The sequence below is a fragment of the Nonomuraea sp. NPDC001636 genome (genome assembly GCF_040298265.1).
Taxonomy (GTDB): Bacteria; Actinomycetota; Actinomycetes; order Streptosporangiales; family Streptosporangiaceae; genus Nonomuraea.
Map to the genome: position 1 here is coordinate 1 of NZ_JBEOZT010000063.1, position 11,543 is coordinate 11,543.

Annotated in this window: 15 protein-coding genes and 2 pseudogenes; 5 read left to right on the forward strand and 12 right to left on the reverse strand. The window is 67.8% G+C overall.

Features of this window, described 5'->3' with window-relative positions; all coding sequences use genetic code 11:
• Positions 1-90 precede the first annotated feature (90 nt).
• The 3 genes from ABT158_RS50225 to ABT158_RS50235 form a co-directional block, all read right to left on the reverse strand.
• Positions 91-270, reverse strand: coding sequence for a hypothetical protein (locus ABT158_RS50225; protein ID WP_352366437.1), 180 nt, complete (start codon positions 268-270; stop codon positions 91-93).
• Positions 271-558: 288 nt separating this feature from the next.
• Entirely contained in the window at positions 559-1,224 is a 666-nt protein-coding gene (locus ABT158_RS50230; protein ID WP_352366439.1) for a hypothetical protein, read from the reverse strand.
• Between the two features lie 79 nt (positions 1,225-1,303).
• Complete coding sequence (locus tag ABT158_RS50235) at positions 1,304-1,825, reverse strand: hypothetical protein (protein ID WP_352366441.1); 522 nt, start codon at positions 1,823-1,825, stop codon at positions 1,304-1,306.
• A gap of 84 nt (positions 1,826-1,909) precedes the next feature.
• On the opposite strand from ABT158_RS50235, the gene ABT158_RS50240 reads away from it, so the two are divergent.
• Complete coding sequence (locus ABT158_RS50240; protein WP_352366443.1) at positions 1,910-2,275, forward strand: hypothetical protein; 366 nt, start codon at positions 1,910-1,912, stop codon at positions 2,273-2,275.
• Between the two features lie 690 nt (positions 2,276-2,965).
• On the opposite strand, the gene ABT158_RS50245 is transcribed toward ABT158_RS50240, so the two are convergent.
• Together ABT158_RS50245 and ABT158_RS50250 are read right to left on the reverse strand one after the other, a co-directional pair.
• Positions 2,966-3,355, reverse strand: coding sequence for a hypothetical protein (locus ABT158_RS50245; RefSeq protein WP_352366445.1), 390 nt, complete (start codon positions 3,353-3,355; stop codon positions 2,966-2,968).
• A gap of 369 nt (positions 3,356-3,724) precedes the next feature.
• Positions 3,725-3,910, reverse strand: coding sequence for a hypothetical protein (locus ABT158_RS50250; RefSeq protein WP_352366461.1), 186 nt, complete (start codon positions 3,908-3,910; stop codon positions 3,725-3,727).
• Positions 3,911-3,963: 53 nt separating this feature from the next.
• Here ABT158_RS50250 and ABT158_RS50255 point away from each other — a divergent pair.
• A pseudogene (locus ABT158_RS50255) lies at positions 3,964-4,212 on the forward strand (integrase core domain-containing protein); the annotation flags it as partial.
• Positions 4,213-4,416: 204 nt separating this feature from the next.
• Here ABT158_RS50255 and ABT158_RS50260 read toward each other — a convergent pair.
• Positions 4,417-4,611 carry a hypothetical protein gene (locus ABT158_RS50260; RefSeq protein ID WP_352366447.1) on the reverse strand — a complete coding sequence of 65 codons (195 nt, stop codon included), beginning with the start codon at positions 4,609-4,611 and terminating at the stop codon, positions 4,417-4,419.
• A gap of 418 nt (positions 4,612-5,029) precedes the next feature.
• On the opposite strand from ABT158_RS50260, the gene ABT158_RS50265 reads away from it, so the two are divergent.
• Positions 5,030-5,617 carry a hypothetical protein gene (locus tag ABT158_RS50265; protein ID WP_352366449.1) on the forward strand — a complete coding sequence of 196 codons (588 nt, stop codon included), beginning with the start codon at positions 5,030-5,032 and terminating at the stop codon, positions 5,615-5,617.
• 707 nt (positions 5,618-6,324) lie between these two features.
• Here ABT158_RS50265 and ABT158_RS50270 read toward each other — a convergent pair.
• A complete protein-coding gene (locus ABT158_RS50270; RefSeq protein WP_352366463.1) occupies positions 6,325-6,498 on the reverse strand; it encodes a hypothetical protein in 174 nt (57 codons plus the stop codon).
• On the opposite strand from ABT158_RS50270, the gene ABT158_RS50275 reads away from it, so the two are divergent.
• Positions 6,445-6,588, forward strand: coding sequence for a hypothetical protein (locus ABT158_RS50275; RefSeq protein WP_352366457.1), 144 nt, complete (start codon positions 6,445-6,447; stop codon positions 6,586-6,588). The two genes, ABT158_RS50270 and ABT158_RS50275, sit on opposite strands and share 54 nt — an antisense overlap.
• Before the next feature lie 81 nt (positions 6,589-6,669).
• On the opposite strand, the gene ABT158_RS50280 is transcribed toward ABT158_RS50275, so the two are convergent.
• The 5 genes and pseudogenes from ABT158_RS50280 to ABT158_RS50300 form a co-directional block, all read right to left on the reverse strand.
• On the reverse strand, positions 6,670-6,807 hold the full coding sequence (locus tag ABT158_RS50280) for a hypothetical protein (protein ID WP_352366451.1): 138 nt from the start codon (positions 6,805-6,807) through the stop codon (positions 6,670-6,672).
• Positions 6,808-7,066: 259 nt separating this feature from the next.
• Complete coding sequence (locus tag ABT158_RS50285) at positions 7,067-7,687, reverse strand: hypothetical protein (RefSeq protein ID WP_352366465.1); 621 nt, start codon at positions 7,685-7,687, stop codon at positions 7,067-7,069.
• Between the two features lie 606 nt (positions 7,688-8,293).
• Positions 8,294-8,497: pseudogene (locus tag ABT158_RS50290) on the reverse strand (hypothetical protein); the annotation flags it as partial.
• Between the two features lie 27 nt (positions 8,498-8,524).
• Positions 8,525-9,193 (reverse strand): ParA family protein, encoded by a 669-nt coding sequence (locus ABT158_RS50295; protein WP_352366453.1) that lies wholly within the window; start codon positions 9,191-9,193, stop codon positions 8,525-8,527.
• A gap of 183 nt (positions 9,194-9,376) precedes the next feature.
• Positions 9,377-9,868, reverse strand: a complete 492-nt coding sequence (locus ABT158_RS50300; protein WP_352366455.1) for a MarR family winged helix-turn-helix transcriptional regulator — start codon at positions 9,866-9,868, stop codon at positions 9,377-9,379.
• Between the two features lie 60 nt (positions 9,869-9,928).
• Between ABT158_RS50300 and ABT158_RS50305 the strand changes: the two genes are divergently transcribed.
• Positions 9,929-11,203, forward strand: coding sequence for a multidrug effflux MFS transporter (locus ABT158_RS50305; RefSeq protein ID WP_352366459.1), 1,275 nt, complete (start codon positions 9,929-9,931; stop codon positions 11,201-11,203).
• Positions 11,204-11,543: the final 340 nt, after the last annotated feature.

An 11,543-nucleotide genomic window follows, 5' to 3' on the forward strand; every position in this document is an offset into this window, starting at 1 on the left:
TCGTTCTTCTTGGTCGTTGAACCAACTACCGGAGACCTCTTCGTTCAACGATCACCGACACGCCCCACACGTGATCTTTCGAAACACGGCCTAGCTCGGCCTGCGGGCTGTCGCCGTGCGTTCGGCGTTGATGGCGACGTCGGCCAGGGCTACGAGGTCCATGGCTACGGTGGTGCCGTTCGGCCGGAGGACCTCGACGGCGTCGGCGAGCAGCCGTACAGGCTCGCCCTGGGGCGGCGGGCCGTAGACCGGGTTGGGCTGGCTGGGCATGATGGCCTCTCTCGTGGTCGAGGTCGGCGAGCAGGCGCCGTAGGTCGGCGGCAGCGTGCTGGACGAACGTGGCGACGGCTCTGGTCTTGGCGACGTCCGCCTGGTCCTCGGGTCCGGGGTGTGAGGTGGTCATCAGCATGACCGGGCCGATGTGGAGCCACTCGCTGAAGTACTCCGCCTGGCCGCCCTCCACGATCGTGCTCCAGTCGATGTGCTCGACGGCGGCCAGGCGCTGCCGGATGTCGTCGTGGCTCACGGGCTCACCTTCCAGTGCGAAGCGCTCCTCCGTCACGACGCCTCCCGGCTCTCGTAGTAGTAGGTGGCGCGACCGTCGGCCCAGACCAGCGTGGCAGACCCGTCCACCTTGTTCTTCTCAATATGGGCGGACGGCCGGTCGCCGTTCTCGTCCGCGCACTTCGGGTTGACGCAGCGGACCCGGCCGGACTGCTGCGCGACCCGCAGGCTGAAGGTGTTGCAGTAGACGCAGGCGGGCGGCAGGCCCTTCGACACCCGAATGGGGATCCACTTCTCGGACTCGCCAATGTCGCGAATCTGACGGCCGCGCTCGATCCACCCTGACATCGCCCGCGCGGCCTGCCGTACGCGGTCGCCGGGAGCGCCGAACGCGAGCCGTACGACGGCGGCCAGGGCCTCCAGAGTGTTCTCGTCGGAGTCGCCGCGGTGCTCCAGCCACCGGCCTTCCGGCATGCGCTGGGCGACGGCGTACGTCAGGTCCACTTCGAGGTCGCGGACGCCGGCGTGCACGTCCATGAGTAGCGGGCCGGCCTCGGGGTGCCAGGGCGCCGGGCTGCCGGAGATCTTGTGGTGGCTCATGGTGCCTTTGGTGGGGTCGCCGATCGGTTCGGTGAGCAGCTTCTGAAGGCGGGGCAACAGGGCGCGCAGTTCGTCGGCGAGCAGCTGGACCTCGGCAGCGGGGCCGGTCGCTTCTACCATGGGTGGTTGTCCCCTTCTCGGTGGGCCAGGACCGGCGGCCCGCAAGTGTGCGGGGCTGAGGTCGCCCGCCGTACCCAGGTCACGAACCCTCCCCAGCGATGACGGCCAGCACGGCGGCAGGGTTGAGGTTCCAGGCAATCCATCGGCCGAAGTCGTCACAGGGTTCGGACGCGTCGTCCTCACACTGAGAGCAGGTGCATCCCGCTCCGAGGCTGCCCTGAGCCTTGCTGGCCAGCTCGCGAACCCGTGCGATGGCAGTCTCGGCCTGCTCGGCGCGGGCCTCGGCCTGCTGCCGGGCCTCGTGCGGGGTGAGCTTGCCGACGCGCTGCACGATGAGCGCGTACCGGTCGTACATCCCGGCCGGGCTGATCTCCAGGGAGACGGAGGGCATCTTGACCTCGGTCTCGGTGTAGTTGGGGGCGTCGCCGAGCATGCCGATCGCGCAGTGCACCCAGAGAGCGGCGATTTCACGGGGCGGGATCAGGTCGAGGTTGATGCCGCCGTCCTCGACGGTGAGGCCGCGCAGCAGGGTCTGGTCGGCGAGCGCTTGGGCCGCTTCCTGGTCGTGCCCGACCAGACGCATGGCCTCGTGCACCGGCATGCCGATGCGGTCGGCGATCCGCTTGACGGTGCGGATGATCGGCGGGTTCTCCTGCGTGGCTACGTCTTCCGCGGGATCACCATCATGGACGCCGCTTGCGTCACCCGCGAGGTCAAGGCGCAGACCGATCGCGACACCGCTGATGCGCCCAACCGGCTGAACACCGCCAAGCACGTCTGGGGACCGAACGCCTGCCAGGACGACTACGTGTGGCGGATGGCCGACGACTCCGACTACGTCTGCGTCCCGCTCACCACCCGATACCAGACGCTCGACGACAACGCCGCCGCCTCCGGCCGCTGGACCGACGGCCCCTACGGGCCCAAGACCTGTGTCGCGGGATACGTGTGGAGGGAAGCGTTCATCGGTGACCGGGTATGTGTCACGCCCGACCGCCGCGAGCAGGCGCGGGTCGACAACGACACCTCGTGGAGCCGCGTACGCACCTGACCGCCGGACGGCTGGAAGAACCACTCCGACGGGGGCGACGCCTGCCGCTCCCCGTGCCGGATCGGTACCCCGGCTGACCACGGCGCAGATCACCCGCGTCATCGAGCGACTGCTTCCGGCAGGCGTGCGGGGCGGGCGACCGGGCGGCGCTGACGGTTTCGGGTACGTCACGGTCGACGACGGCCCACGGCAAGAGCCTGGTTGCCGTGAACGTCCAGCAGTGGAAGCCCGGTGACGCGGCCATGGCGCAGGTGTTCCGGAATGCCGTCATGCTGCTTGATGGCACTTGCGTCGGGGTGCGCCAGCGTCCTGCGTCGTGCGGGGGAGCGGGCGCGGTCGAATGGATCGTCGACACCCTCGGCACGGACGGCCTGCTGACGCGCTGCGTCTGCCGACCAGGGATCTGTTCGAGTGGAGTGGCGCGCGCTGGAGCGTCGATGATGTCCCGGCGCCACGGGAGGAGCTCACGCGATCGACCGGGCACTGCGGCTGAGTCTCTCCGTCGTGTGATGCTGATCCTTCTGGCGGGCTTTGGCCAGAGCGGAGGCGCTCGCGACGAATCCTTTTGCCTACCTCGTGAGCTCCACCTCGTCTCCAGGCTGAGCCTGTGCCTGGAGACTTTCTAAGAGGACCGCAGTGTTGTGAACGCGCAGCGCCTCAGGGGCATCTTCTGAAGCGCCCGCTGGCGTTCTATCTTCCAAGGCCGGCGCGGATTGCACCGATTTTGCGGGCTTGGCCCAGTCCCGTCTCGGCGGACAGCACCAGCTCGCTAACCCCTTGCGGGGTCAGCCCCACGGTCTGCCCGGCGACCAGGCAGGTGAGCCGCGCCGCACGGACGGGTGCCTCGTGCGGGTGCGTCGACCCGGCGAAGCCGCAGAGTCCGCACAGCAGCCATCCTGCGACGGCTTGCGGCGCGCATTGGTGAACCGCCCGGATCAGGGTGAGAAAGGCTTCTAGCGTTTCGAGGGGTTCCCGCCAGGCACTGAGGCGGGCGAAGGGCACGGCTGCGCTGCGTGGTAGCCGGCCATCGGCCTCGGCTTGCTGGCTCAGCAGGTCCGGGCGCAGGGGCAGATCGACCACTAAGTCGGCCAGGAAGCGGCGGTGATCGTCGTCCGTGGTGTCGGCCAGCCCCTGGTCGTAGAGAGCGGTGCAGCAACGCCAGCGTGCCGAGCGTGGGGATCTCGGCCCCCGCGGCGATGGCCCGCACGATGACATCGTCGCTCCACAGCGGTACCCCTGTCTCCACGGTGTGTTGTAGTGCCGCCAGCCATGCGCCTTCCCGTTGCAGGGTGAAGGTCGGCTGCTGGGTCACCGGATCGGGATCGAGACCGCCGGTCATGAGTTCGGTCACGAGGGACACGTCCGCACCTGCTCGATGGCGATCGTGGCCATCTCGAGATCGTCGTAGCACGGCGACGGCAGTTGCACCGCGGCGAAGCGCGCGCGTAGTTAGGCAAAACCGGCAACGGTCTGGGTGGCCAGGTACAGCGTACTGATGTCGATCACCACGACCTGGTCCAGCGCGGCCTGAACGGCTGCCACCTCAGCGTCGAAGCGTTCGGGGTCGGCCTCGCCTGCGGGGATGCAGTCGGCTGCACGCTGCACAGTGGTTGCGCCGCGGCTCATCGTCCTCATCCGCTTCCTCGGCGGCCCGCTCTACTTGGCCGGCGTCGTGGGTTACCACGCATCTGCTGGCGGCCGGGATCGACGCCTCCATCGGCACCGTTGGCGATGCGCTCGACAATGCACTGATGGAATCGCAGATCGGTCTCTACAAGACCGAGTTGATCAAGCCCTGAGGTCCTTGACGCAGCCTGGCCGATGTCGAGTTGGCCACCGCCGAATGGGTCGACTGGTTCAACGCCACCCGTCTGCATTCAGCGATCGGGCACCGGCCGCCTGAGGAGTTCGAAGCTCTCCACTACGCTCAACATCAATCCAGCAACCCACCTCTACTCAATCCGGGACACACCAAGGTCTCCATCAAAGTCGGGGCGGTTCACAGTGCCGTAGTGAGGGTGCCCAAGTTCTGTCGTCACAGGCAGACCTTGGACACCCTCGGCCTTTCTCGCAGCTAGATCCACGAATGAATCATCTAGCCGCTTCGCAGACGGCTATCCGAAGGGGCCGCTGACGTCAGGTCAGGGCCAGCCGATGCCACCGCTGCCGGTGGCGCCGCCGCTGTCGTTGTCCTCCCAGCCGTTGTCGCACCACTCGTAGCCGTACGGGCAGTGGTCCTTGTCCATCGCCGAGGCGGGAGCGGAGGTGATGAGGCTCCCGACGCCGACAGCGAGGAACGCTGCGACGGCTGCTACGGCCTTGCGCGTGTTGCTCATACGGTCCCTTCTGTTGTTCGGTTGACTTTCTGACTGACAACAGAAGAGCAAGTCGCGCTTGGAAATCACTTGTGAGTCAATGGGAATAGGATGAGGCGGATTCACCCGTCAAGTCGGGCATGACTCCGATTAATCCCATTGGCTGCAGTGCCTCACAGCGCGGGCTGGCGAACAGCGCGGGCTAGCGAAAGGAATGGGAGCCCGAGCATGCGGAGGCCGCGGAAACCCGCTGAGATTGACGCCCCAGCCGAGGGCCGGATCCGGCTGAGAGGCCACCTCCATCGGAGGCCGCCAGGTCGCCGTAGCTGCCATCGAGCGGTGAGCCAGGAGCCCGGGGCGGCCTCCCTGCAAAATCCAAGCCGATTGCAAGATCTGCCCGGCACCCTGCTTCTGACGAAATGCTAGGAAAGGAGCGGATGTGTCCAAGAACACGGCTATGTGGGTGGCGGGAGCGCTGGCGGTAGTCGGACTGGCGGGATCAGGAGTCGCGCTGGCGGCGAACAGCAACGTGATCACGGCTTGCGTCAGTTCCTCGGGCGCCGTACGGATCCCATCGGCTGCTCAGCCGCAGCCGACCTTCAGCCCAAGGCCAACTGACGCGACGGAACTGGCGCCGCCCGGAGAGCCGCTGCCTGGCGAAAGTGGATGCGTGGCCGGCGAAAGAGTGATCACCTGGAACCAGGCCGGGCCCGCCGGACCACAGGGGCCCAAAGGCGACCCGGGTCCTGCTGGGGCGGCTTTCAGCGGCCGTCAGGCCGTCATGAAGGACACGGTCATCCCTTCCCGCGCGAGCGGTTATGCCTATGCCGAATGCCCCGCCGGGCAGAAGGCTATGACCGGCCACTACAAATTCCTCTACACGGACATAGATGTGTTCTCGCCCCCGCTGCCGGTGAACGACGTAGGCGTTTCCGTCTACGACGGCGACATGTTCTCCCTTTACGCCACCAACGATCTTGCGAAGGACGTCAGAGTCCGGGTCTGGGCGATCTGTGTGAACGCCTGATCCGGATCCGACCGCGGCCAACAAGTGGGTTCGTAGGTGGCTGTGTGGACGGGGGCGACAGCGCCATGACTATCGGGCGCCCTAGATCGCTGATGTGAATTTGGGTCAGTGGTCGTAGAAAGGCGGGAGGTCAAGCGGACTCCAAGTACATTCATGGGTATCGCTGACCATAGTGGCCCTCGGAAGGCTCGGCAAGATCACGACGACACCGCAAGCCCGCTCACATCGTGGACTCCACGGGGGACGCGGCCAACGCCGACTTCGGGCTCGCAGAACTCTGGAGCATCTGCTGTTCCCGCTGCTGCGGGGCCAGGCGTGCGCGACGAACCACGTGAGGCGCGCTGTAGCTACGGCGCTGACCCGGCAGACGAACGGCCGCCGCGCTCGCACTGTCGGATGCGCGCCTGACGCAGGAGCTGAACCGGGCCACCCATGCTCGCGCAGTGATGTCGCCGACCGAATTACACGCCACCATCGAGACAGCCACGCGGAAGCGCCCCGAGTTGACCTACTTGCCGAACATGCCTTACCGGGCATCAGCCGCCTGACCAGCTGGGACGCTAAGAAACCCAAGATAAGCGGCGCGGTGCCTAGGGAGCCCCGCCCGGCGTTCGAGGTGCCGGTGACATCGCTTCCGGGCGCCTTCTCGGCGTGTGGGGACCGGAAGCGCGGCTCGTCCCCCTGCCGGGCGGGCCGCACAGCCCCGATCAGTCCGCCGACGGGTTCGAGGCGTCTTGAGCGGCACCGACCCCGGGCGTACCGCAGCCGCCATTGAGGCCCGCCGCCGGACAAGCCAGGCCAAACTCCAGCGCGTCCATGACGCGCTGGTGCACCTCGCCCGCCACCGAGCAACGATCACCGACGCCCTGGTTGCGCGACACGCTGACGTCTCTCGCACCTTCCTCTATACCAATGCCGACGCTCGTGCGTTGATGAGCGAGGCTCAGGGTCGTGCCTCCACACAACGCTAGCGGGGTGACGCGCATGGAGATCAGGAGGAAGTCTCTTGGCGGCAGCGGGCACTCAACGCCGAAGCCGCGCTGACGGAGGCTCTACGGGATGTTCAGGCGCAGCGCGAGCGCAGCGCCGTCCTCCTGGGACAGCTTCGCGATCTGCAGCAGGAGTTGCCGCCCGAGGCGGCACAACGCATCAGTGCGGCCAACGGCGCTCTCAAGCAGCGCGTGGGCCAACTGACCCAGGACAACCGCCGACTTCAGGAGCGGCTGCAGGCGGCACGGTCCAACTCCCGCTTCGCCGATCGCCGCGTTGCCCAGCTCGAAGCTCAGCTCCTCGAGTCCTCCGACAGTTTGACGTGGCGCCCCCGTGAGGGGGGCCGGTAGCGCGCAGAGTTCGCCGCCCGATGGACATCCCGTCGCCGTAACGTAAGGCGGGCCACTCCTCGCGACGCAGCGCCTTCAGGGGCGAAGCTAAGCGAAAGCGGCTCGCCACTCATCGCGCTGGCAGGTCGGTGTCGTGGCCGGGCAACCGGCTGGCCGTGATGGTTGAGGGTGGGAAGAGGCCGACGACGGTGCCGGTGTGGCGGGCGTGTTCGGCGGCCCACACCACGTGGTGGGAGGCGATGGACTCGCGCGGGCCGGAGGTGATGAGGGTGTGGTCGCCGGTGGCGACAGCGGTCAGGAAGGCGCGGATGAGTTCGGTGTCGGCGCCTCCGTGGCCATCGGCGGCCGAGGCGCCGCCGTCCGGGTCGAAGTCGATGCTTTCGACGGTGTCGGTGAGGAAGTCGTGGACGGTGAGCGTGCGGCCATCGCCGTCGATGCTGCCGAGCGTGCCGAACAGGCGGGTTTTGCGGAAGTCCAGGGCGGTGAAGGCGGTCATGGTGAAGGAGGCGGTGACGCCGCCGTCGTATTCGAGGGTGACGACCTGGTGGTCGACGACGTCGTTGCGGCCGGCGTAGACGCAGGTGCCGTACGGGCCGTCCTGCAGCGCCTTGCGCAGTCCTCGGGGGGTGGGGTCGTCGGTCAGGACGCCGAGGGGCCACTGCCGGTAGACCGGATCGCCGAGGAAGCGTTCGTAGACGCGGACGGCGGAGTAGGCGCAGGAGCGTTCCACGGGGCAGTCCAGGCAGCGGTCCGCCGCGCCGGCGGGCCGGTTCTCGGGCCGGAAGTGGAACAGGCCGCCGAAGGAGGAGACGCGGGTGACGGGGCGGCCGATGATGTGGCCCAGCCTGTAAGTTCCGGCGATAAATGGCCGGGAATCTCCAGCGCTACGTGGCCAGACATGATCCCTTGACGGCAAAAGTACGGCCCCGCCGTGTGGCGGGGCCGGAAGTTGTCGATGTGGTGGGTCGCGGGTTCGAGGCGGGAGCCTCACATGACGCCGATGATCAAGTTCTCGCGGGCGGCTTCGATGACTTTCTTGGTCACGGTGGTGAGCTGGTTGATCTCCAGGACGCGTTTCGATCTGGTCGACGAGGCGGAAATTGCCACTGGTGATGCGGGTGATGGCGGCGATGGCCTCGGTGGTGGCGAAATCGTCGCTCGCGCCGAGGCCGAGGTGGGGCCGCTTGCGGTCCAGGACGTGAACCTGTTCGTCGATGGACAGGGGTTTGTAGTGGTGGATGAAGCCGACCCGGGAGTAGAACTGGAGGTAGCGGGCGAGGCGCTTTTCGATGCCGGGCATGCCGATGAGGATCACGCCGATGCCGGTGCGGTCGTGGTGGTCGCGGAGGTGTTCGAGCCCGGCCGTTTTGAGCCGGTCGGCTTCATCCACGATCAGGAGCTCGGCACCGGTGGAGGGTTGTCGCCGTTGCCTCGGCCGGTCTGCAGCATGAGGTCGACGGTGCGGCCGAGCCGGTCGCACAGCAGCTGATGGTCTCCCGCTTGCGAGCACGCCGTCACGAGAACGTACGGAAGTCGCCACGCTGCGTGACCGGTTCCGCCTCTATGTTCAGACCGGAGCTGGCCGGCGTGTTCCCGAAGACGCGTGGACACGGTGCGTCCCGGAAACGGCCATTTGTGGGGCGGTCGTGAAAGCCTTCGTCCTGATCGCGTCTTCGCAGGAACGAGTGTCCCGAAACCCGTCCCTCCGTGTCGGCGGCGCGTTCGTCACCCGCTGACGGACGCCTCGCGAATGACTTCCGAGAATGCCCACGATCGCGGTCAGCACGGGTGAGGAGCCGACGCCGAACGCGACCGCGACCCGGTCCCGGACGCTGCGGTGGATGGCGGTGGCCTGCCGGTTGGTGGCGAACAGGACCACGCCCAGGAGGGCGAGGGCGGGGTTCAGCTCCCGCGCGATGGCGTACCGCTCGGCGAGCAGCTGCACGCCGACCAGACCGCCCTTGTCGGTCTTGGTGGGCATGAGCAGGCAGCGGCCGGTGCTGAGCGCCAGGTCGCACAGCAGGGTGTTCTCTGGCGGGGTGTCGATCAGGATGACGTCGAAGTCGCCGGCGATCGGGGCGAGCACCTTGGCCAGGGCGCGCATGGCTTTGCAGCCTTGCTGCTGGACCCGGCCGACCATGACGCCGGTCAGGTCGGTCAGCGCTGTGCCGCCGGGGACGACGAACAGGTTCTCGCGGCCGAGCACCGGGACGGCCTGCAGAACCTTGCCGGTCATCAGCGCCATGAGAAGGCCGGCGCCTTGGTCGTCAATGGCGCTGCCACGGTAGCCGAGGTCATCGGCTGTACGTGGTGGGCGACCTGGTCAGCGGGCGGTCCGTTCATCACCTCGGGCATTCCCAGGGCCGCTGCGGCGGGCGCCCGCGCCCTCCGCGGGCTGCCGGCCACGCATACCGGCTGATCAGTCGCGGGCGGGGGCACGCCGTCCCCTGAGGGGCGCGCCGAGGGCGTGGAGTGCGGGCACGGCGGCCGTCAGGGCGCTGCGTTCGCCAGGGGGCAGCGTCGCCAGGGCATCGGCGAATATCTCCGCCCAGGAGTCCTCGATCAGGGCCATGCCGTGCTGGGCGCTCATGGTCGGGTACAGGCGTACGGCGCGGCGGTCGTGCGGATCGGGCTCGCGGCGGATGAGACCGCGGGCGAGCAGGCCACGCACGGCCGTGCTGACGTTGCTGCTGTGCAGTCCCAGTTCGTGGGCGAGCGCCTTGGTGCCTGTGCCGGGCGAGTCCAGCACGTAGCGCAGCACGTCCAGCTCCGACGGAGGCAGGGGCGGCAGGCCCGACTCCGTTATCCCACCCCACCGCAGCACGCGTGCGAGCGCATGAAGCGCCGGGGCGAGCTGCCTGGCCTCGCGCAGCAGGTCTTCGCGGTCGGGAATGACATCGGTCTTGCGCACATCTGGAGTCTACCAGTAGATATAGATATATATTCATATCTATATCTACGCGGAGTGATGATGACCTCTCGTGCCGAACGACCGGTGGCTCCATCGGGCGGGCTCACGGCGACCCTGGCTTTGTTGTCGTTCGTGGTACCGCTGTCCACCGACATGTACCTGCCAGGCTTCCCCGCCATGGCCCGCGAGCTGAACACGGACGCCGCCGGCGTGCAATTCACGCTCACCGCCTTCCTGGTGGGGCTGGCGGCAGGTCAATTGGTGCTCGGCCCGCTCTCCGACCGCTACGGGCGGCGCAAGCCGATTCTGATCGGCGCCGGCGTCTGCATGGTGGCCACGGCATTGTGCGCCGTCGCCCCCACGCTGAGCATGCTGATCGCCCTGCGCTTCGTCACGGGATTCGCCGGCGCGGCGGGAGTCGTCGTAGGCCGTGCCGTGGTGACCGACCTCGCGACCGGTGCGGTCGCGGCCAGGCTGTTCGGCCTGCTCATGGCGCTCGGCGGCATCGCACCTATTGTCGCTCCGCTGGCAGGCGGAGTCGTGGTGGGCGGGACAGGAAACTGGCGCGCGGTGTTCTGGGTGCTGGCGAGCGCATCGGCACTCATGTTCGTGGCCGCACTGGCCCGCGTACCCGAAACCCTGCCCGCCGAACGGCGCCACACCGACGGCGTCGGCGCTCTGGCGAAGGCGGCCGGCTCCGTCCTCACCGACCGGCCCTACCTCGGCTACACGCTCGCCTTCTGCCTCGCCACCGCCGCGCTCTTCTGCTACATCTCCGCCTCTCCCTTCCTCCTGCAGAACGTCTTGGGCTTCAGCGTCGGCGCGGCATCGACCGTCTTCTCCGTCGGCGCCCTCACCGCCACTGTGTCCACCCTGGCCGGCAGCCGTCTTGTCGGCCGCCACAGCCCTCGGCTCCTGCTCCGCGCCGGGCTGGCCCTCATGCTCGCCGCCAGCATCGCCGCCCTCTTCCTCGCCCTCACCGGACACCTCGCCCGGACCTGGGCCCTGGGCCTCATCGGCGCCGCCTTCCTCGGGCTCGGCCAGGTCTTCGCCACCGCCACCGGGCTCGCCCTCGAACGAGTTCCGCACGCTGCCGGAACGGGCTCGGCGGTGCTGGGCATGCTGCAGAACGCCCTCGGCGCTGCCGTGGCTCCCTTGATGGGCGTCGCCGGCGAGCACACTGCCATACCCCTGTTCGCCGGAATGACCCTCTGCACCCTGCTCGCCTCGGCCGCACTCTTCCTGACCAGGCAAAAGGACGGCAGGTCCCGAGCAGCCCGATCTGACGACCCAGCATCGGCGCCGGATCGAGAAGGAACCGTCGATCTAGCTTGAAGCGCGCCCTACGAGGACCAGGTGACGGTGACGGAGGCCGGCGACGGCAGCTATGAGCTCTGGGTGAGATAGGCGTTTGGCCATGAAGGTGGATCCGAGAGCCAGATGTCAGTCAGGTCGAGAGCCACTTGGTATCAACTGGGCCTGGAGTGTCGGTGAGAAGGAGAGCCATGCCCCAGCCGGCAGGGGACGGCTCGGATGGACCTGCTGGTCACCCAGCACGCTCACTGACCCTTCTGAGCCGTGACTAGGCCGTGTTTCATAAGGCTTTGAGCCACTGGTTGATCGCGGCGATGATGACGACGGCTTCGTAGCGTACGGCGAGCTTGTCGTAGCGGGT